Source organism: Macrococcus sp. S115 (assembly GCF_030067655.1).
Taxonomy (GTDB): Bacteria; Bacillota; Bacilli; order Staphylococcales; family Staphylococcaceae; genus Macrococcoides; species Macrococcoides psychrotolerans.
Genome location: NZ_JASJES010000001.1, coordinates 116,889 through 136,898, shown reverse-complemented (window position 1 = coordinate 136,898; position 20,010 = coordinate 116,889). Strand labels below are relative to the sequence as shown.

20 protein-coding genes are annotated in these 20,010 nt (G+C 37.3%); 18 read left to right on the top strand and 2 right to left on the bottom strand.

Translation table 11 applies throughout. The features are described 5' to 3' along the window. Nucleotide 1: 1 nt before the first annotated feature. Entirely contained in the window at nt 2-379 is a 378-nt protein-coding gene (locus QNJ52_RS00735; protein WP_219494631.1) for a GtrA family protein, read from the bottom strand. Then, a complete protein-coding gene (locus tag QNJ52_RS00730) occupies nt 376-1,332 on the bottom strand; it encodes a glycosyltransferase family 2 protein (RefSeq protein ID WP_219494633.1) in 957 nt (318 codons plus the stop codon). Before QNJ52_RS00730 ends, QNJ52_RS00735 begins: the two co-directional genes overlap by 4 nt. 122 nt (nt 1,333-1,454) lie before the next feature. Between QNJ52_RS00730 and ylqF the strand changes: the two genes are divergently transcribed. The 18 genes from ylqF to QNJ52_RS00640 all read left to right on the top strand — a co-directional run bounded on the left by ylqF (nt 1,455) and on the right by QNJ52_RS00640 (nt 20,009). Then, the gene (gene ylqF / locus QNJ52_RS00725; protein WP_219494634.1) at nt 1,455-2,327 is read left to right on the top strand and encodes a ribosome biogenesis GTPase YlqF; all 873 of its coding nucleotides are present in this window, start codon (nt 1,455-1,457) and stop codon (nt 2,325-2,327) included. Beyond that, nucleotides 2,317-3,102 carry a ribonuclease HII gene (locus QNJ52_RS00720; RefSeq protein WP_219494636.1) on the top strand — a complete coding sequence of 262 codons (786 nt, stop codon included), beginning with the start codon at nt 2,317-2,319 and terminating at the stop codon, nt 3,100-3,102. Before ylqF ends, QNJ52_RS00720 begins: the two co-directional genes overlap by 11 nt. Nucleotides 3,103-3,210: 108 nt before the next feature. Next, nucleotides 3,211-4,380, top strand: a complete 1,170-nt coding sequence (gene sucC / locus QNJ52_RS00715; protein WP_219494639.1) for an ADP-forming succinate--CoA ligase subunit beta — start codon at nt 3,211-3,213, stop codon at nt 4,378-4,380. Nucleotides 4,381-4,395: 15 nt separating this feature from the next. Continuing rightward, nucleotides 4,396-5,304, top strand: a complete 909-nt coding sequence (gene sucD, locus QNJ52_RS00710; protein WP_219494641.1) for a succinate--CoA ligase subunit alpha — start codon at nt 4,396-4,398, stop codon at nt 5,302-5,304. A 130-nt stretch (nt 5,305-5,434) separates the two neighbouring features. Next, nucleotides 5,435-6,322 carry a DNA-processing protein DprA gene (gene dprA / locus QNJ52_RS00705; RefSeq protein ID WP_219494643.1) on the top strand — a complete coding sequence of 296 codons (888 nt, stop codon included), beginning with the start codon at nt 5,435-5,437 and terminating at the stop codon, nt 6,320-6,322. 85 nt (nt 6,323-6,407) lie between these two features. Continuing rightward, nucleotides 6,408-8,477, top strand: a complete 2,070-nt coding sequence (gene topA, locus QNJ52_RS00700; RefSeq protein ID WP_219494822.1) for a type I DNA topoisomerase — start codon at nt 6,408-6,410, stop codon at nt 8,475-8,477. A gap of 164 nt (nt 8,478-8,641) precedes the next feature. Beyond that, nucleotides 8,642-9,943: an FADH(2)-oxidizing methylenetetrahydrofolate--tRNA-(uracil(54)-C(5))-methyltransferase TrmFO gene (trmFO, locus tag QNJ52_RS00695; protein WP_219494644.1), complete on the top strand. Its 1,302-nt coding sequence runs from the start codon at nt 8,642-8,644 to the stop codon at nt 9,941-9,943. A gap of 59 nt (nt 9,944-10,002) precedes the next feature. Continuing rightward, nucleotides 10,003-10,875 (top strand): tyrosine recombinase XerC, encoded by an 873-nt coding sequence (locus tag QNJ52_RS00690; protein WP_219494646.1) that lies wholly within the window; start codon nt 10,003-10,005, stop codon nt 10,873-10,875. Between the two features lie 11 nt (nt 10,876-10,886). After that, a complete protein-coding gene (gene hslV, locus QNJ52_RS00685) occupies nt 10,887-11,429 on the top strand; it encodes an ATP-dependent protease subunit HslV (RefSeq protein WP_219494648.1) in 543 nt (180 codons plus the stop codon). Nucleotides 11,430-11,439: 10 nt separating this feature from the next. After that, on the top strand, nt 11,440-12,813 hold the full coding sequence (gene hslU, locus QNJ52_RS00680) for an ATP-dependent protease ATPase subunit HslU (RefSeq protein WP_219494650.1): 1,374 nt from the start codon (nt 11,440-11,442) through the stop codon (nt 12,811-12,813). A 16-nt stretch (nt 12,814-12,829) separates the two neighbouring features. Continuing rightward, on the top strand, nt 12,830-13,603 hold the full coding sequence (gene codY / locus QNJ52_RS00675; protein ID WP_219494652.1) for a GTP-sensing pleiotropic transcriptional regulator CodY: 774 nt from the start codon (nt 12,830-12,832) through the stop codon (nt 13,601-13,603). Between the two features lie 208 nt (nt 13,604-13,811). Next, nucleotides 13,812-14,579, top strand: a complete 768-nt coding sequence (gene rpsB, locus QNJ52_RS00670) for a 30S ribosomal protein S2 (RefSeq protein ID WP_086038570.1) — start codon at nt 13,812-13,814, stop codon at nt 14,577-14,579. A 125-nt stretch (nt 14,580-14,704) separates the two neighbouring features. After that, nucleotides 14,705-15,586: a translation elongation factor Ts gene (tsf, locus tag QNJ52_RS00665; protein ID WP_219494655.1), complete on the top strand. Its 882-nt coding sequence runs from the start codon at nt 14,705-14,707 to the stop codon at nt 15,584-15,586. 144 nt (nt 15,587-15,730) lie between these two features. Beyond that, nucleotides 15,731-16,453, top strand: a complete 723-nt coding sequence (gene pyrH / locus QNJ52_RS00660) for a UMP kinase (protein ID WP_219494656.1) — start codon at nt 15,731-15,733, stop codon at nt 16,451-16,453. 25 nt (nt 16,454-16,478) lie between these two features. Beyond that, nucleotides 16,479-17,036 carry a ribosome recycling factor gene (gene frr, locus QNJ52_RS00655; RefSeq protein ID WP_219494658.1) on the top strand — a complete coding sequence of 186 codons (558 nt, stop codon included), beginning with the start codon at nt 16,479-16,481 and terminating at the stop codon, nt 17,034-17,036. 140 nt (nt 17,037-17,176) lie between these two features. After that, nucleotides 17,177-17,926: an isoprenyl transferase gene (locus QNJ52_RS00650; protein WP_283721623.1), complete on the top strand. Its 750-nt coding sequence runs from the start codon at nt 17,177-17,179 to the stop codon at nt 17,924-17,926. 10 nt (nt 17,927-17,936) lie between these two features. Beyond that, nucleotides 17,937-18,722 carry a phosphatidate cytidylyltransferase gene (locus tag QNJ52_RS00645; RefSeq protein WP_099483165.1) on the top strand — a complete coding sequence of 262 codons (786 nt, stop codon included), beginning with the start codon at nt 17,937-17,939 and terminating at the stop codon, nt 18,720-18,722. 156 nt (nt 18,723-18,878) lie between these two features. After that, nucleotides 18,879-20,009, top strand: coding sequence for a 1-deoxy-D-xylulose-5-phosphate reductoisomerase (locus QNJ52_RS00640; RefSeq protein ID WP_219494662.1), 1,131 nt, complete (start codon nt 18,879-18,881; stop codon nt 20,007-20,009). Nucleotide 20,010: the final 1 nt, after the last annotated feature.

Sequence of the window (20,010 nt, the reverse complement as noted above, 5' to 3'; positions counted from 1 at the left end):
TTTACTCCTTTGTTAAGATATAAGTTGTAACGAAATAAGTAATAGGTATCGTAAAGACTAGTGCAGGGAAAGGGGCATAAACTTTATCGATATGCAGTGATTCCACGAATATATAGAGTAGCAGCGTCTGTACACCCATATTCACAACCTGCGTCAGTGGAAATTGAATAAATTTTTTAAAGGTGGGTTTCACTTTATACACAAAATAACAGTTTAAAAAATAAGAAATAATAAATGACACGAGAAATCCCGTTAGATGACTCGTTAAATAACCTAAATGTAAAACCTTTAATAATAGCAAATAGACAAGGTAATAATTGAATGTATTAATGAAACCTACAACAATAAACTTGATCAGTCGACTGTAACGTTTTATCATATGCGTGTTCTCACGTTCTCCTGCAGCTCGTTTTTACTAATATTAGTTTCGCTAATAATGTAGTGGGGTCGACCCTTTGTCTCATAATAAATCCGACCGATATATTCGCCGATAATGCCAAGGCCAAACAGTTGAACGGAACCGAGAAACAATACCGATGCAATGATTGTGAAATATCCAGGTGACTCTACGCCGTGGCGCATAATTTGTATGAAAGTGATCAATATATAGAGTAAGCATAACGTCATAGTGAGTGCGCCAAAATGGAAACAAAGACGTAATGGTTTATTGTTATAGCTAATAATACCGTCAATTGCATAGTCAATCAGTCTTTTTGGAGAGAATGAAGACTGTCCTTCAAAACGTTCAATATTTTTAAAGTTTAATGTCTTTTTGCTGAAACCTACCCATTCAAATATCCCTTTAGAAAATCGGTTATATTCTTTTAAGGAAAGGATGCTATCAATCACACGTCTTGAGATCAGACGAAAATCACCTTCACCATCTGTTAGCTGAATATCAACTGCATTGTTGATAAGCTTGTAAAATAACTGAGTTGGGAATTTCCTGATGACATGCTCTCCTGAACGGTCTCTGCGCATGACCACTTGGTCATATCCTTCTTCATAATAATGAATCATCTCCGGTATGCGTTCAGGAGGGTGCTGGAAATCAGCATCTAAAATAACAGCACAGTCTCCACGAGCTGCATTGAGTCCGGCGATCATAGCAGACTCTTTACCGAAATTGCGAGAAAAGGAAATGTACCTTATTTGTGGAAAAAGGGTTGCCTGCTCTTTTATGATTGATAAAGAATGGTCTTTACTTCCATCATTGACGAGTATGAGTTCATAGTTGTAGTTGTTATTATGCATCACAGCATCAATCTGTTCAGTAAGTAGCTGAATATTCTTCTCTTCATTATAAATTGGTGCGATGAGTGAAATTAGCATAAAGACTCCTTAAGTAATGTGTTAAAATATTAATTATAAATCATAAAGATATTTTAACATACAATGAAGTAAATCGTATTTTGTATGATGATTAAATTAAATAACTGGAAAGAAGTGAAATTATGGCAATACAATGGTTCCCAGGACATATGGCAAAGGCAAGGAGAGAAGTTACAGAGCAGCTTAAGCTCGTCGATGTAGTATTTGAGCTTGTTGATGCACGCATCCCTTACTCTTCACGAAACCCTATGATTGATGAAGTAATCAAGGATAAACCGCGCGTCGTATTATTAAACAAGATGGATATGGCAAATTTAAATGAAACAAAAAAGTGGATGTCCTATTTTGAGGAACAGGGCTTTTATCCTGTGCTCATTGATAGCAAAAATGGTAAAAATCTATCCCAAGTAACGAAAGCGGCAGAAATCGTTACTAAAGAAAAGTTTGACCGCATGAAGCAAAAAGGGTTACGTCCACGTGCAATTCGTGCAATGATTGTCGGCATTCCAAATGTGGGTAAATCAACTTTAATTAATCGCCTTGCAAAGAAGTCAATCGCAAAGACGGGGAATATGCCAGGGGTTACAAAGAAACAGCAGTGGATTAAGGTTGGAAAGACATTGGAACTATTAGATACACCCGGGATTTTATGGCCGAAGTTTGAGGATCAGACTGTCGGCAAAAAATTAAGTTTAACAGGTGCAATTAAAGATAGCATTGTTCATTTAGATGAAGTCGCTATATATGGGATTTCGTTTTTGCAGGAAAGAGACCTGAACACATTTAACAAGCACTATAATATTGATGTCACAGCAGATACGCCGTATATTGAAGTATTTGATGCGATCGGCAGAAGCCGTGGCCTAAAGTTAAAGGGTAATGAAATAGATTATGAATCGGTTGTAGAATTAATTATAAGAGATATACGTAACGAAAAAATAGGAAAATATACATTCGATCATATTTCAATGTCAGAGGTTGATGATGAAGAGTAATGACTATACCATCGCTTTACTTAAAGAAAAAGTAAGAGAGATGAATCAAACAGAACTTATTGATTTTTTTGAAGAAGAGTCGAGAAGTGGTGCGTTAAAAGTAAAGCAGGCGAGAGCAAAACAAATCGCGCAGGAAACTCAAGCAATAGATGAATATGAACAAATGCTCGAATATGAACGTCGCTATAACGGAAAAGTCGTTTGTGGTATTGATGAAGTCGGGCGTGGTCCATTAGCGGGCCCAGTTATCGCATGTGCTGTCATCTTAAACGATGGCCATCACTATATTGGTCTAAACGATTCGAAGCAGTTATCAAAGCATAAGAGGGCATCGCTTTATGACGCATTAACACAGTCGGTTGCATATGCGATAGGAGAAGCAAGTGTGGAGGAAATTGATAAATTCAATATATACGAAGCAACGAAAATTGCGATGCACAGAGCGATAGATAAGTTACCTGTAAAGCCTGACGTACTACTGATAGATGCGATGAAACTGAATACAGGTTTAATTGAGGAATCAATCATTAAAGGAGACGCTAAAAGTATTTCTATCGCTGCAGCAAGTGTTATTGCGAAAGTTTATCGCGATCACCTGATGGAAGAGATTCATAAAGATATTCCTTACTATGATTTTAATCATAATGCTGGATATGGCACTAAAAGACATTTAGAAGGTTTGATGCAGTATGGGATAACAGAGCATCATCGCAAATCATTTGAGCCGATTAAATCAATGATAAAAACAGAAGAAAACGCAAAGACAATTACGTAACTATCGTAATTGTCTGTTTTTTTTAAGCGTTTGCGGTTTACAATAGCGCTTTCATTTTTTATAATTGGAACGTAAGCTAAATTAATGTGCACTATAGGAGGATGGACAATGAATATCCATGAGTATCAAGGGAAAGAGATTTTTCGCTCTATGGGTGTAGCAGTTCCGAACGGTTCTGTTGCTTATACACCTGAAGAAGCAGTTGAAGTAGCTAAAGGTCTAAAAGAAGGGGTCTACGTCGTTAAAGCTCAAATTCACGCTGGTGGCCGTGGTAAAGCTGGCGGTGTTAAGATTGCAAAATCTTTAGAAGAAGTTGAAAGCTACGCGAAAGAATTACTTGGAAAAGTATTAGTTACGCATCAAACTGGTCCTGAAGGTAAGGAAGTTAAACGTCTTCTAGTTGAAGAAGGATGCGATATAAAAAAGGAATATTATTTAGGTTTCGTACTAGACCGTGCTACAGACAGTGTAGTATTAATGGGTTCTGAAGAAGGTGGGACTGAAATTGAAGAGGTAGCTGAAGCGACACCTGAAAAAATCTTTAAAGAAGTTATCGATCCAGTTGTTGGATTAATGCCTTATCAAGCACGTCGTCTAGCATTTAACATTAATATTCCGAAAGAATCTGTAAATAAAGCAGTAAAAATTATGCTAGGTCTATATGATGTATTTATGAAGAAAGATGCTTCAATCATTGAAATTAACCCACTTGTAACAACAGGTGAAGGGGAAGTTTTAGCGCTTGACGCTAAAATTAACTTTGATGCAAACGCATTATTCCGTCAAAAAGACGTTATGGAACTACGTGATTTAGATGAAGAGGATCCAAAGGAAATCGAAGCATCTAAATATGATTTATCATATATCGCTTTAGATGGGAATATCGGTTGTATGGTAAACGGTGCCGGTCTTGCGATGGCAACGATGGATACAATTAATCATTTCGGCGGAAATCCGGCGAACTTCCTTGATGTAGGGGGCGGCGCAACGAAAGAGAAAGTTACTGAAGCATTCAAAATCATTTTAGGTGATGAGAAGGTTGAGGGGATTTTCGTTAATATCTTCGGTGGTATCATGAAGTGTGATGTAATCGCAGAAGGTGTTGTTGCAGCGGCTAAAGAATTAGAATTAACAATCCCATTAGTGGTACGTTTAGAAGGTACAAATGTGGATCAAGGTAAAGAAATTCTAGGTAATTCAGGATTAGCAATTACACCAGCAAGCACGATGGCTGAAGGTGCACAAAAAATCGTTGAATTAGTAAAAGAAGCTAAATAGGAAGCGGGGATAATCGTGGGAGTATTTATTGATAAAGATACAAAAGTAATCGTACAAGGAATTACAGGATCAACAGCATTATTTCATACGAAACAAATGATTGAATATGGTACAAAGATCGTTGCCGGTGTTACACCAGGTAAAGGTGGTATGGAAGTTGAAGGCGTACCGGTATTTAATACCGTTGAAGAAGCAGTAAAAGCAACAGGTGCTACGGTATCTGTTATATATGTACCAGCACCATTTGCTGCAGATGCAATTGTTGAATGTGTAGATGCTGAATTAGATTTAGCAATCTGTATTACAGAACATATTCCAGTATTAGATATGGTTAAAGTGAAACGTTATATGCAAGGTAAGAAAACACGCTTAGTTGGACCGAACTGTCCTGGTGTTATTACTGCTGATGAGTGTAAAATCGGGATTATGCCAGGATACATTCATAAAAAAGGTCACGTTGGCGTTGTAAGCCGTTCTGGAACATTGACTTATGAAGCAGTGCATCAGCTAACACAAGCAGGTATTGGTCAAACAACAGCTGTAGGTATCGGTGGAGATCCTGTAAACGGTACGAACTTCATCGATGCACTAGAAGCGTTTAACAATGATCCTGAAACTTTAGCTGTTGTGATGATCGGTGAAATCGGTGGGACAGCGGAAGAAGAAGCTGCTGAATGGGTAAAAGCGAACATGACGAAACCTGTTGTAGGCTTTATCGGTGGTCAGACTGCACCTCCAGGTAAACGTATGGGACATGCTGGTGCGATTATTTCTGGCGGTAAAGGTACGGCTGAAGAAAAGATTAAAACAATGAATGCTTGCGGCATTAAAACTGCAGCGACACCTTCTGAAATTGGTTCTACATTAATCGAACGTATTAAAGAAGAAGCAGGCTTATACGAAAAATGTTTAACAGTTAAATAAAAAAGAATCCGGACGACCTATATATGAGTTATAGGTCGTCCGGTATTTTTTTATTAATATTTACAAATATTAATACTTAAATGAAATGAAATTAAAGAACACCTATTAGAATAGTAATGAGGTGACAGATATGAAACGACATCATAAACTTTTAAAACTCATTTATGCAGGTTTCACGACTCAGGAGTTACACAAGATATATAATGTTTACCATTCATTTGATTTAAATTTTCTTCAGCTCAAGCCTATATTACGACAAATTCTTAACTGCCATGAGCGCACGCTGGATAATAAGTTATCAAAATTTCAGAATCTCAAAATCAAAACGCTGTTAGAAGAGCTTGCAAACAAGGAGATCACCCCAATCTATTTTGATTCAGAAGCGTACCCACAACTACTGCTTGAAATTTATGATTATCCTTTTGTTTTATTCGCAAAAGGCAATATTAATCTTCTTAACTATACGAATGCCTTAGCGATTGTAGGGAGCAGAGATGCAACGAATTATACAGCAGATGCCCTGGACCAGATTGTACCGGTACTGATAAAAAATAATATATACATCGTCAGTGGTCTGGCAAAAGGCGCAGATAATTATGCGCATCTGGCATGTAACTTTTATGGAGGTCATACGATTGGAGTCCTCGCGTATGGTCATGATTTCATCTATCCTGCAGAGACTACTTTAATAAGAAGGCTGATGGAAAAACATCACATCGTGATAAGTGAATATCCACCGGCTACACCGATACAAAAGTTTAGATTTCCAGAACGTAATAGAATTATTAGCGGTCTTGCTCAAGGCATCCTGATCACTGAAGCAAAAGAGAGGAGTGGGAGTTTAATAACGCTGGATCAAGGTTTAGAACAGAATAGGAACATCTATTGTCTGCCAGGACCTATCATTCATGAACTTTCAGCAGGATGTAATAAAAGGATCAAAGAAGGTGCAAAGCTTGTTCAATGTGCACAGGATATTATAGAAGATTATTTTTTTCCTGATATTTCAAAAAATTAAAACTATATTTATGAGTTTTATTTGACAATCACTTACTTATACGTATATTATTTATCATTGAAAACAAATTAAGTAAGAGGGGGATATACAATTGGCAGAAAATCTCGTCATTGTTGAGTCGCCTGCAAAAGCTAAAACCATTGAAAAATATTTAGGGAAGAAATTTAAAGTGGTCGCATCTATGGGGCATGTACGTGATTTACCGCGTAGCCAGATGGGCGTTGATACTGAAAATGATTTTGAACCAAGATATATAACGATTAGAGGAAAAGGGCCTATCGTACAAGATTTAAAAAGACATGCAAAGCGCGCGAAACATGTTTATCTTGCGAGTGACCCGGACCGTGAAGGTGAAGCGATTGCCTGGCATTTGGCACATATACTGAATATAGATGAAAAAGCAGAATCCAGAGTTGTATTTAATGAAATTACAAAGGATGCTGTCAAAGAGAGTTTTAAGCATCCAAGACAAATTGAACAAAATCTTGTTGATGCTCAGCAAGCACGACGTATACTTGACCGTCTCGTAGGTTATAATATTTCTCCGGTATTATGGAAAAAAGTTAAAAAAGGACTTTCGGCTGGCCGTGTTCAATCTGTGGCACTTAAGCTTATTATTGATCGAGAAGAAGAAATCAATGCGTTTAAACCAGAGGAATACTGGACGATTGACGGATTATTTGAATATGATAAAAAACAGTTCAAGGCAAAGTTCTTACATGAGAATAATAAACCTAAGAAATTAAAGCAGGAAGACGACGTTAAAGCAATTGTCAAACAACTGAAATCAGATACATTTAAAGTGACAGATGTCACAAAAAAAGAAAAACTCAGAAATCCTGCACAACCCTTTACTACAAGTTCGCTGCAACAAGAAGCTGCACGTAAGCTTAACTTCAAAGCACGTAAAACAATGATGCTTGCACAACAATTATATGAAGGGATCGACCTTAAGAAACAAGGTACAGTCGGGCTGATTACATATATGCGTACGGATTCTACTCGTATTTCAGATACTGCAAAGAATGAGGCTGCAAGCTATATTGAAGAACATTACGGTAAAGAATTCTTGTCTAAACGCAGAAGTAAGAGTGGAGGTGCCCAAGATGCACATGAAGCAGTACGCCCAACATCGGTGATGCGTACGCCTTCTGAGATGAAAGCGTATCTTTCTAGAGATCAGCTACGCCTATACAAATTGATCTGGGAGCGTTTTATGGCAAGTCAAATGGCTGCAGCAGTCATTGATACGGTCAGTGTAGACCTTGTTCAGGATAATATTAAATTTAGAGCAAATGGTCAGACAATTAAGTTTAAAGGATTTATGAGCGTGTACATCGAAGGTCAGGATGAAGAGACTGAAGACGGAGAGAATAAATTGCCGGTGCTGGAAGTGGGTAACACAGTTAAGGCTGTTAATATCGACGAAAATCAGCATTTCACACAACCACCTCCACGCTACACTGAAGCACGTCTTGTTAAAACGATGGAAGAAAAAGGTATTGGCAGACCTTCAACTTATGCACCAACCATAGATACGATTCAAAAGCGTAATTATGTAAAAGTTGACCAGAAGAAATTTTATCCGACGGAGCTTGGCATCATTGTCAACGAGTCTGTTAAAGAATACTTTCCTGAAATTATTGATATTGATTTCACGGTGAATATGGAGACATTATTGGATAAAATTGCAAGTGGAGATATGGAATGGAAGAAAGTTGTTTCAACATTTTATGGTGATTTTAAAACGCATGTTGAACGTGCAGAAGCAGAAATGGAAAAGATTGAAATTAAAGACGAGCCAGCAGGAGAAGATTGTGAGAAATGCGGTTCTCCGATGGTATATAAAATGGGACGTTACGGTAAATTTATGGCCTGTTCAAATTTCCCTGACTGCAGAAATACAAAAGCAATCGTCAAAACTATTGGTGTACCATGTCCAAAGTGTAAAGATGGCGAAGTTGTTGAACGTAAATCTAAGAAAAATAGAATTTTTTATGGCTGCAGTAATTTTCCAGAATGTGATTATATTTCTTGGGATAAACCTATTGCAAGAAATTGTCCGAAGTGTGACACGCAGCTTGTGGAACGCAAAAAAGGGAAGCAGACACAAGTTGTATGCACGAATTGTGATTATGATGAGAAGCCTCAATAACACATCCATAAATAATCATGTTAATCTGAGAACAGATTTGAAATATAATCTGTTCTCTATTATTTTTTCGATTTTTGTGAAAAATGAATCTGTTTTTAATAATAATAGTTTATTTCATTACAAAATTGTAATACAATCATGAAGGATATTCAGGAGGAGATACTATGACAACTGTAAATATAATTGGCGCTGGGCTTGCGGGTAGTGAAGCGGCATACCAATTAGCAAAACGAGGTATTAAAGTTAAACTATATGAAATGAGGCCGGTAAAGCAGACCCCAGCTCATCATACAGACAAATTTGCTGAACTTGTCTGCTCGAATTCATTACGAGGCAATGCATTGACGAATGCTGTCGGTGTTCTTAAAGAAGAGATGCGTAGACTCGATTCGTTAATCATCAAAGCTGCTGATAACGCAAGCGTACCCGCAGGCGGAGCACTAGCTGTAGATAGACATGAATTCAGTGGATATGTGACAGATACATTAAAGCAACATGCAAATATTGAAGTTATCAATGAAGAAATTACGGAGATACCAGATGGACCGACGATAATTGCGACTGGCCCATTAACTACTGAAAGCTTATCAAAACAAATTCAGACGCTAACAGGACAAGATCATCTCTACTTCTATGATGCGGCTGCACCTATCATTGAAAAGGATTCAATCGATATGGATAAAGTGTATTTGAAGTCGCGTTATGATAAAGGTGAGGCTGCATATTTGAACTGTCCGATGACAGAAGAAGAGTTCAATACATTCTATGATGCTTTACTTGAAGCAGAAGTAGTGCCATTAAAGGAATTCGAAAAAGAAATCTACTTTGAGGGCTGTATGCCGTTTGAAGAGATGGCGAAGCGAGGGCGTAAAACACTATTGTTTGGACCAATGAAGCCTGTTGGTCTAGAAGATCCTAAGACTGGGGAACGTCCATATGCAGTTGTCCAGTTACGTCAGGATGATGCAGCAGGAACACTTTATAATATTGTAGGTTTTCAGACACATTTGAAGTGGGGCGCACAAAAAGAAATATTAAAGCTGATTCCTGGTCTTGAAAATGTGGAAGTTGTCAGATATGGTGTTATGCACCGCAACACGTTTATCAATTCGCCGACAAATCTACAGCAGACGTATCAATTTAAAGGCAATGACAGTCTGTTTCTGGCTGGACAGATGACAGGTGTAGAAGGTTATGTGGAAAGTGCAGCAAGTGGATTAGTTGCAGGAATCAATATGGCGAAGTATGTTGACAATAAGCCTGTGATTACATTCCCTGAAAATACAGTGATCGGTTCAATGGCATATTACATCACGCATACAAGCAGCAAGAACTTTCAACCGATGAACGCCAATTTCGGACTCTTGCCAAGTTTAGATAAACGTATTAAAGATAAAAAAGAACGATATGAAGCGCTCGCAGCACGCGCATTAGCTTCTTTAGAACATTTTAAAGTTACTTTATAGTGTTTTAGTTGTGTGTCAATTTTAAATTGTGATAGAATTCAGATAAATAGGAGGACTGTATGGACACTAATGATTTGCAAAGATTCTTAACTTACTTGAAGAATGAGCGTAATTTTTCAGACCATACTGTTACTGCCTATAAAAATGATGTACTGCAGTTTATTGCGTTTTTAGAACACGAACAGTTAGAGTTTAGAACTTTTGAATATCGTGATGCGAGAAATTACCTCGTGAGTCAATATAACAAAGGGCTTGAACGTACGACGGTGTCGAGAAGAATTTCTGCGTTACGCTCTTTTTATGGGTTTTTATATGATGGAGACGAAAGCAATCCCTTTGTACAACTTGTTCATCCGAAACAAAAGAAGTATCTGCCTGAATTCTTCTATGAAAAAGAGATGACTTTATTGTTTAATAGTATCGACATGTCAAAACCATTCGCAGTAAGGGATAAATTCATACTTGAGATGTTGTATGCTACAGGTATGCGTGTTTCAGAGTTTATTGAGCTGAAGAGTGATGCATTCGATCTAGGACTTATGACAGTAAAGGTGATGGGGAAAGGCCGTAAAGAAAGAATTATTCCTTATGGTGCCTATGCACATCGGTCATTACTGGATTATCTGGATTTTAGAAACAGCAAGGTGATAACGCATGACTATTTACTGGTTAATCAGCGGGGTGGTCCTCTCACCGCTAGGGGACTGACATATATTCTTGATATGCTGATTAAGAGGAGTAGTGCGGATGGACATATCCATCCCCATAAATTAAGACATACATTCGCAACACACTTATTGAATAATGGAGCAGATTTGCGTACTGTTCAGGAATTGCTTGGCCATGTCAATTTATCGACAACGAGCAAATATACGCATATAACGAAAGCGCACTTAAGAAATTCATATTTAAAAGCACATCCAAGAGCATAAGGAGTGAAAGAATGAATAATCAATTACATGCTACGACAATTTTTGCAATCAGACATAATGGTCGGGCGGCGATGAGTGGTGATGGTCAAGTGACACTCGGCCAACAGGTCATTATGAAACAGACTGCAAGAAAAGTGAGAAGACTTTTTAATGATGAAGTCATGGCAGGATTTGCCGGCAGTGTTGCAGATGCATTTACGTTATTTGAAATGTTTGAAGCAAAACTTCATGAATATAATGGTAATTTATCACGTGCAGCAGTTGAGCTTGCCAAAGAATGGCGTGGCGACAAAATGTTACGTCAACTTGAAGCGATGCTGATTGTTATGAACAAAGATGAACTGCTTGTCGTGAGTGGTACAGGCGAAGTGATCCAGCCTGATGATGATATTATTGCGATTGGTTCAGGTGGGAATTATGCGCTAAGTGCGGGGCGTGCATTAAAGCGTCATGCCAGTACATTGAGCGCCCGCGATATCGCACAGGCTTCTTTAGAAACAGCAGCTGATATATGTGTATTCACAAATCATAATATTATTATTGAAGAAATTTAGGAGGCAAATCATGAAGTCAGCGAACTTAACGCCAAGACAAATCGTTAGTCATCTTGATGAACATATTATCGGTCAGCAGGATGCAAAGAGGAAAGTGGCGGTAAGCTTAAGAAATCGTTACCGTCGTATGGCACTAGATGATGAGATTCAAAAGGAAGTTATTCCTAAGAACATATTGATGATTGGGCCAACGGGTGTCGGTAAAACAGAGATAGCGAGACGAATGGCAAAGCTGGTTGGCGCGCCTTTTGTAAAAGTAGAAGCAACCAAATATACAGAAGTCGGTTATGTAGGTCGCGATGTTGAAAGTATGATAAGGGATCTTACAGAAAATGGTGTCAGGTTAATTAAAGAGAAGAAAAAACAGGAAGTTCTAGAAGAAGCTAAACGAAATGCAGAAGAACGCCTTGTTAAGTTGCTCGTTCCAGCGATGAAGAAAAAAGAAAATAAAGCTGGAAATCCATTTGAAATGCTGTTCAATCAAACTATCCAAGAAGAAGAAGATGCACCAGATGAGCATGTAAAATTAAAACGTAAAGATATTCAAGTTCAGCTGAAAGCAGGAAAATTAGAAGATGAAACTGTCAAGATTAAAGTAGACCAAGAATTTAAAGGACTGAATATGTTCGGTATGGATATGCAGAACAATCAAATGCAGGATATGTTCAGTCAGATGATGCCGAAGAAGAAGGTTGAACGTACGTTAAAGGTTTCAGATGCAAGGGACGTTCTGATTGATGAAGAAGCAACAAAGCTGATCGATGAAGAATCAATGCATAGTGAAGCTGTAGCCTTAACTGAGCAGTTAGGAATTGTATTTATCGATGAAATAGATAAGATAGCCGGAGGTAACCAAGGGCCGGATGTTTCAAGACAAGGTGTTCAGCGTGATATATTACCGATTGTTGAAGGTAGTGTAGTTCAGACGAAGTATGGAGCTGTTAATACTGAACACATCCTATTCATAGGTGCTGGGGCTTTCCATGTGTCCAAACCAAGCGACCTGATTCCAGAGTTACAAGGGAGGTTCCCGATTCGGGTGGAGCTTGATAAGCTTTCGGTAGATGATTTCAAAAGAATACTAAAAGAACCGAAACTATCGTTGTTAAAACAGTATGAAAGTTTGCTGGCGACAGAAGATGTTACTATCCAGTTTACGGATGAAGCGATTGACAGACTCGCGGAAATGTCCTATGAAGTGAATCAGGAAACAGATAACATTGGTGCAAGACGCCTACATACAATTTTAGAAAAGATGCTTGAGGATCTGCTGTTTGAGGCTTCGGAAATGCCGAACGCACATGTAGATATTACTGCGCAATATGTCGATGCTAAACTAGGAAACATTACAAAAAATAAAAATTTAAGTGAATTTATACTTTAAAGGAGTGCCTTTTAATATGGGATTATTACAAAAAACGAGAAAGATTAACAAACTTTTACAGGAGCATAAAGGGATTGCAGTTGATTTTAAAGAAATGGCAGATTATCTTGGTTCAACGATGCAATCTAATGTGTTCATCTTATCACGTCGCGGAAAGTTATTAGGTTTTGGTGTTAATGAACTACTTAAGAACGAACGCATTATCAAGATGCTTGAGGAACGTCAGTTTCCAGAAACATATGTTGAGCTACTTTTAAATATTGATGAGACAAAGAGCAATATTCAAATAGAAAATGACCTTTCTGTGTTCCCATCTGAAAATGCAGACTTATTCGCTCAGTCTAATACGGTTATTATCCCGATAAAAGGGGGCGGTACACGCCTTGGAACGCTTGTATTAGGCCGTGTAGATAGAGCGTTTGATGATGAGGATCTCGTACTAGGAGAATATGCAGCTACTGTAGTAGGTATGGAAATTCTGCGTGAAAAGCACGCTGATGTTGAAAAGCTTGCGAGAGATAAAGCAGCAATCAATATGGCTATTAATTCACTATCGTATTCAGAGAAAGAAGCGATTGAACATATCTTTGAAGAATTAGGGGCATCAGAAGGATTACTTGTTGCTTCTAAAGTAGCAGATAGAGTCGGAATCACGCGTTCGGTTATCGTTAATGCACTCCGTAAGCTTGAAAGCGCAGGAGTTATTGAATCGCGATCGCTTGGTATGAAGGGTACATTTATCAAAATTAAAAAAGAACATTTCTTAGAGGAACTATCTGCGTCACATTAATCAATGTGATAAATATACAAACTTATAAGAGATAATTTATGTTTCTTTTAATTTTTATTATTGAATGTAATATTGATTTATGTTATATTAATCTATGGCTAAAAAGCCAAATTCACACATTACAGATAAGTATTTCGGACGGTGCAACATCTGTTGTTTCTGAAATTGCCTGTAATGGCGGAATAAAACCAATTAGGAGGAAATTAAAATGGCAGTAATCTCAATGAAACAATTGCTAGAAGCTGGTGTTCACTTCGGTCACCAAACACGTCGCTGGAACCCAAAAATGAAGAAATATATCTTCACTGAAAGAAATGGTATTTATATCATCGACCTTCAAAAAACAGTTAAGAAAGTTGAAGAAGCATACAACTTCGTAAAATCTATTTCTGAAGAAGGCGGTACTGTATTATTCGTAGGTACTAAAAAACAAGCACAAGAAGCAATCAAAGAAGAAGCGGAACGTGCAGGTCAATTCTTCATCAACGAACGTTGGTTAGGTGGAACATTAACAAACTACAAAACAATTTCTAAACGTGTAAAACGTATTTCAGAAATTGAAAAAATGGAAGAAGACGGTACTTTTGACGTACTTCCTAAAAAAGAAGTAGTTGAACTTAAAAAAGAATATGATCGTTTAATCAAATTCTTAGGTGGAATTCGTGAAATGAAATCTATGCCTTCAGCATTATTCGTAGTAGACCCTCGTAAAGAGCGTAACGCGATTGCAGAAGCTAAGAAATTACACATTCCAATCGTTGGTATCGTAGATACAAACTGTGATCCAGATGAAATCGATTACGTAATCCCTGCAAACGATGATGCGATTCGTGCCGTTAAATTATTAACTGGTAAAATGGCTGATGCAATCTTAGAAGGTCGTCAAGGCGTATCTAACGAAGAAGTTGCAGCTGAACAAAATATTGATTTATCTGAAGAAGCAGAAGTTAAAGCAGAAGAAACAACTGAAGCTTAATTGAAATAAAAGTGATAAGTGTATAACATTTATCACTTTTTTTAAAAGCTAAAGCATTTGCTTTAGTTTTAATTAAAATTTTAGTAAAATAAAACCGTAAACATAAATCTCTGGAGGTATTATACATGGCTATTACAGCACAATTAGTTAAACAATTACGTGAAAGAACAGGCGCAGGTATGATGGACTGCAAAAAAGCATTAACTGAAACAAACGGAGATATCGACGCAGCAGTTGACTACTTACGTGAAAAAGGAATTGCGAAAGCTGCTAAAAAAGCTGACCGTATCGCTGCTGAAGGTACAACTTATGTTGCTTCTAGTGGCAACACTGCAGTTTTATTAGAGTTAAACTCTGAAACAGACTTCGTTGCACGTAATGAAGGTTTCCAAGCATTAGTTAAAGAAATGGCAGATCATATTCTAGCAACTAAACCAGCTGATCTTGATGCATTAATGGCGTCTGAAATCGAAGCAGGTAAAAATGTTGAAACTAAATTGAACGAAGCAATTTCTACAATCGGTGAGAAATTAACTTTACGTCGTTTCGTATTAGCTGAAAAAACAGATGCAGATGCATTTGGTGAATACTTACACATGGGTGGACGTATTGGAGTGTTAGCAGTAGTTGAAAATTCAACTGATGCTGAAGCTGCAAAAGACGTTGCAATGCACATCGCTGCATTAAATCCGAAGTTCGTTTCTCGTGAACAAGTTTCTGCTGAAGAATTAGAACACGAAAAAGAAATTTTGAAACAACAAGCATTAAATGAAGGTAAACCAGAAAATATCGTTGAAAAAATGGTAGAAGGTCGTCTACGTAAATATTTAGAAGAAATTTGTGTGGTTGATCAGCCATTCGTTAAAAATCCAGATCAAACTGTTGCTGAATTCTTAAAATCAAAAGGTGGTTCATTAAAATCATTCGTACGTTATGAAGTTGGAGAAGGTATCGAGAAACGTCAAGATAACTTTGCTGATGAAGTAATGGGGCAAATGGGTAAATAATGTTCTGATAAAGACACTTCGGTGTCTTTTTTTATACATAAAAGGTTAGAAAAACTACATATAATGATTTATTTAACAGAAGATTATTGATATAATGGCTATAGTTTTGTGTACAGTACACATATTTTGAGAGGACGGGTAATAATGATTGAAACTTCTAAATATAAACGTGTCGTATTAAAGTTGAGTGGAGAAGCGCTTGCTGGAGAAACAGGCTTTGGCATTAATCCGTTTGTGATTAAAAGTGTTGCGAAACAAGTGGCAGAAGTAGCGAAGATGGATTGTGAGATTGCTGTAATCGTAGGCGGTGGTAACATATGGCGCGGTAAAACGGGAAGTGACCTAGGTATGGACCGCGGTACTGCTGACTACATGGGGATGCTTGCTACGGTAATGAATTCATTAGCATTACAGGACTCTTTAGAACAATTGGATTGTGACACGCGTGTGCTAACTTCTATTGAAATGAAGCAAGTTGCAGAACCTTACATTCGACGTCGAGCGATACGCCATCTTGAGAAAGGTCGTGTTGTCATCTTCGCTGCTGGTATTGGGAATCCTTATTTCTCAACAGATACAACAGCTGCATTACGTGCTGCCGAGATGGAAGCAGATGTCATTCTTATGGGTAAGAATAACGTAGACGGTGTATATTCAGCTGATCCGAAACTAGATCCAAATGCGAAGAAATATGAAACCTTAACATATATCGAAATGTTACAAGAAGGTCTACAAGTAATGGATTCAACAGCAAGCTCATTCTGTATGGACAACGATATTCCACTCATGGTATTCTCAATTATGGAAGATGGTAATATTAAACGTGCAATTATGGGTGAAGAGATAGGGACTATCATCACAAAATAAAATATAGAATCAAAGGAGAAAAAGAATGACAACTGAAATTATGAATGAATTAAAATCAAAGATGGAAAAGAGTATCGAGAGCTTACAGCGTGACTTTGCTGCGATTCGTGCGGGCCATGCAAATGCTAATCTGTTAGATCGTGTATCTGTAGTTTATTACGGTGCTGAAACGCCAGTTCAGCAATTAGCAAGTATATCAGTTCCTGAAGCAAGAATGCTTTTAGTTACGCCATATGATAAAACATCAATTGATGATATTTTAAAGGCAATTAATATGGCAAACCTTGGTGTTAACCCGACTTCAGACGGGAATGTAATCCGTATTACAATACCAGCTTTAACAGAAGAACGCCGTAAAGAACTCGTTAAAGAAGCTAAGAAAGAAGCAGAGAATTCAAAAATTGCGATTCGTAACATCCGTCGTGATGCGAACGATGCACTTAAAAAAGCTGAAAAAGCTGGAGACATTACTGAAGATGATTTAAAATCATTTTCTGATGATGTTCAAGCTGAAACTGATAAATTTATTAAAAAGATTGACGAATTAACTGCGTCTAAAGAAAAAGATATTTTAGAAGTATAGGGTACCTGTAATAAAATAAATTATAGTTTGAATAAATGGCGAGCCAAATCATTTTTGGCTCGACCTTTTTTTGTGATTTTCATGAATATACATATATCTTATGTTAAAATATATGAATAAGTTGAATTACGGAGGCGGCTATGTTCCCATTTAAGAAAAGGAAAGTGACAGAAAATATTCAAATGAGTAAAGCGCATATTCCGAAACACATTGCTATTATAATGGATGGTAATGGGAGATGGGCGAAAGCTAAGAAGATGCCGCGCATTAAAGGGCACTACGAAGGCATGCAGACAGTAAAGAAGATAACAGGACATGCAAGTGATCTCGGAGTAGAATATTTAACATTGTATGCATTTTCTACCGAAAACTGGTCACGACCTAAAGATGAAGTAAATTATTTAATGAAGTTACCAGGAGATTTCTTAAATACCTTTCTTCCGGAATTGATTGCAAAGAACGTAAAGGTGGAAACGATTGGATTTATTGATGATCTGCCAGAACACACAAAGAAGGCTGTACTAGAGGCGAAAGAAAGAACAAAGGATAATACAGGGTTAAAGTTAGTATTTGCATTAAATTATGGTGGCAGAAAAGAAATCATCTCTGCGGTACAGTTAATTGCAGAACAATATAAATCTGGAGAGCTTTCATTAGATGAAATCAATGAGTCTCAGTTTAATGAATTTTTATTTACTAAAAATATGCCGGATCCAGAACTTCTCATCCGTACATCTGGTGAAGAGCGCTTAAGTAACTTTCTAATCTGGCAATGTTCATATAGTGAGTTTGTGTTTGTAGATGAATACTGGCCGGACTTCACAGAACAAAGTTTAGATAAATGTATTTCAATATACCAGAATCGACATAGACGATTTGGTGGATTATAAGGAGTAAATCATGAAAACAAGAACGATTACTGCGATAATCGCAATGGCAATCTTTTTGCCCGTGGTTGTATATGGTAAGCTGCCACTATTAATTATGGCATACTTACTTGCGATTGTAGCGCTAAAAGAAGTGTTGAATATGAAGAATATTAAGCTTTATTCATTACCCGGTATTATTAGTGTAGTCGCAATATGTTTAATTATGTTACCAGAAAAAAGTAAGCTTGTTGCGCTCGATTATCAGGTTCCTTTTTTAATATTAATGAGTTTAATTATGCTGAGCTATACAGTGATGAGTAAGAATAGATTCAATTTCGTGGATGCTGCATTTTGTATGCTTGCAGTTGCATATATTGGGATTGGGTTTATGTATTTCTATGAAACGCGTAACAACGGTCTGATTTATATTTTATTCGCTTTACTTATCGTATGGGTAACAGATACAGGTGCATACATATTTGGACGTTTATTTGGCAAGAATAAGCTGTGGCCAGAAATCAGTCCCAATAAAACGATAGAAGGCTTTGTAGGAGGTATTCTAAGTTCTACTATAATAGCAATTATATTCAGTATCAATTATGATATGCCGCTATCGATCCTGCCACTGATTCTTTTAACTTGGTTATTCAGTATGTTCGGGCAGCTCGGTGATTTAGTGGAAAGTGCGCTAAAACGTCACTTTGATGTTAAAGATTCAGGTAATCTGTTGCCTGGACATGGCGGAATACTCGATCGCTTTGATTCTTTTATCTTTGTACTGCCTTTGATGAATATATTATTGATTAGTTTCAAATAAACAATCACAGCATTATTTTATACATAATAACCCAGTTCATGTTTTGCTAAATCGTGAACAGGGTTATTTTTTCATGTGATAAATGTATTTGAATGCTTATTATGATTGCAAGATTTATGATAGAATAAAGCTATTAAACGTAAAAAAGGTGAAACAATGAAAAACATAGGAATATTAGGTGCCAGCGGATCAGTTGGTACACAAGGATTAGATATAATTAGACAATATCCGCATGCTTACAAGCTTGTGAGTTTTTCGGTTGGTAAAAATATTGATCTGGCAAATGAAATTATTGAAGAATTTAGACCGGACATCTGCTGTGTACAAAATAAAGAAGATGTAGATAAGATTAGATCAACGGCTATTAAAGTCGTATATGGTAATGATGGATTGATGGAAATAGCTGCATATCACAAAAATGATATGCTCTTAAATTCAATTATGGGGAGTGTCGGATTAAAGCCTACTGTTCATGCGATTAAACACGGCATCGATATTGCGCTTGCCAATAAAGAGACGCTTGTTGTTGCAGGTGAAATTATTATGCAGCTCGCCCGTGAAAATAATGTGAATATAATACCTGTAGACTCAGAGCATTCTGCAATCTTTCAGTGTTTAAATGGTGAAGATCATAAACATATTGAGAAACTGATTATTACAGCGAGTGGAGGTTCATTTAGAGATTTATCTCGCGCGGCACTGAAAGATGTTACTGTACAGGATGCACTGAAACACCCGAACTGGTCGATGGGTCAGAAGATTACAATTGATTCTGCGACAATGATGAATAAAGGACTTGAAGTCATTGAAGCAAGATGGCTGTTTGATATGCCAATCGATAAAATTGAAACTCTGTTACATAAGCAAAGTATCATACACTCAATGGTAGAGTTCAATGATACAAGTGTGATTGCCCAGCTTGGGACACCGGATATGCGTATGCCGATTCTTTATGCATTTAGTTATCCGGATCGTCTCGCACGTAAAGCAGAACGACTAAATCTTGCTGAAGTTGGTCAGCTGGACTTTAAGGCGATGGATTTTGATAGATATCGATGTCTGAAACTTGCATATGATGCAATCAGGATTGGTGGCACGATGCCAGTCGTAATGAATGCAGTCAACGAAGTTGTCGTGCAGCAGTTTTTAGATGAAGAGATTGACTTTTTAGATATTGAGACAATTATTGAACGTGAAATGAATGCACATGATGTGATACAAAGTCCAGATCTTGAAACCATTCTTGAAATTGATGCACAGTATAAGTCAAGAAAGTATGAGGTGTAGC

What these genes read in the sequence shown, in the direction of transcription:
- pyrH (WP_219494656.1), top strand. Translation starts at nt 15,731, where the DNA reads ATGATTGAAACTTCTAAATATAAACGTGTCGTATTAAAGTTGAGTGGA.
- hslU (WP_219494650.1), top strand. Translation starts at nt 11,440, where the DNA reads ATGAAGTCAGCGAACTTAACGCCAAGACAAATCGTTAGTCATCTTGAT.
- ylqF (WP_219494634.1), top strand. Translation starts at nt 1,455, where the DNA reads ATGGCAATACAATGGTTCCCAGGACATATGGCAAAGGCAAGGAGAGAA.
- QNJ52_RS00690 (WP_219494646.1), top strand. Translation starts at nt 10,003, where the DNA reads ATGGACACTAATGATTTGCAAAGATTCTTAACTTACTTGAAGAATGAG.
- QNJ52_RS00720 (WP_219494636.1), top strand. Translation starts at nt 2,317, where the DNA reads ATGAAGAGTAATGACTATACCATCGCTTTACTTAAAGAAAAAGTAAGA.
- sucC (WP_219494639.1), top strand. Translation starts at nt 3,211, where the DNA reads ATGAATATCCATGAGTATCAAGGGAAAGAGATTTTTCGCTCTATGGGT.
- tsf (WP_219494655.1), top strand. Translation starts at nt 14,705, where the DNA reads ATGGCTATTACAGCACAATTAGTTAAACAATTACGTGAAAGAACAGGC.
- QNJ52_RS00730 (WP_219494633.1), bottom strand. Translation starts at nt 1,332, where the DNA reads ATGCTAATTTCACTCATCGCACCAATTTATAATGAAGAGAAGAATATT.
- codY (WP_219494652.1), top strand. Translation starts at nt 12,830, where the DNA reads ATGGGATTATTACAAAAAACGAGAAAGATTAACAAACTTTTACAGGAG.
- QNJ52_RS00735 (WP_219494631.1), bottom strand. Translation starts at nt 379, where the DNA reads ATGATAAAACGTTACAGTCGACTGATCAAGTTTATTGTTGTAGGTTTC.
- QNJ52_RS00645 (WP_099483165.1), top strand. Translation starts at nt 17,937, where the DNA reads ATGAAAACAAGAACGATTACTGCGATAATCGCAATGGCAATCTTTTTG.
- hslV (WP_219494648.1), top strand. Translation starts at nt 10,887, where the DNA reads ATGAATAATCAATTACATGCTACGACAATTTTTGCAATCAGACATAAT.
- frr (WP_219494658.1), top strand. Translation starts at nt 16,479, where the DNA reads ATGACAACTGAAATTATGAATGAATTAAAATCAAAGATGGAAAAGAGT.
- rpsB (WP_086038570.1), top strand. Translation starts at nt 13,812, where the DNA reads ATGGCAGTAATCTCAATGAAACAATTGCTAGAAGCTGGTGTTCACTTC.
- QNJ52_RS00640 (WP_219494662.1), top strand. Translation starts at nt 18,879, where the DNA reads ATGAAAAACATAGGAATATTAGGTGCCAGCGGATCAGTTGGTACACAA.
- QNJ52_RS00650 (WP_283721623.1), top strand. Translation starts at nt 17,177, where the DNA reads ATGTTCCCATTTAAGAAAAGGAAAGTGACAGAAAATATTCAAATGAGT.
- trmFO (WP_219494644.1), top strand. Translation starts at nt 8,642, where the DNA reads ATGACAACTGTAAATATAATTGGCGCTGGGCTTGCGGGTAGTGAAGCG.
- dprA (WP_219494643.1), top strand. Translation starts at nt 5,435, where the DNA reads ATGAAACGACATCATAAACTTTTAAAACTCATTTATGCAGGTTTCACG.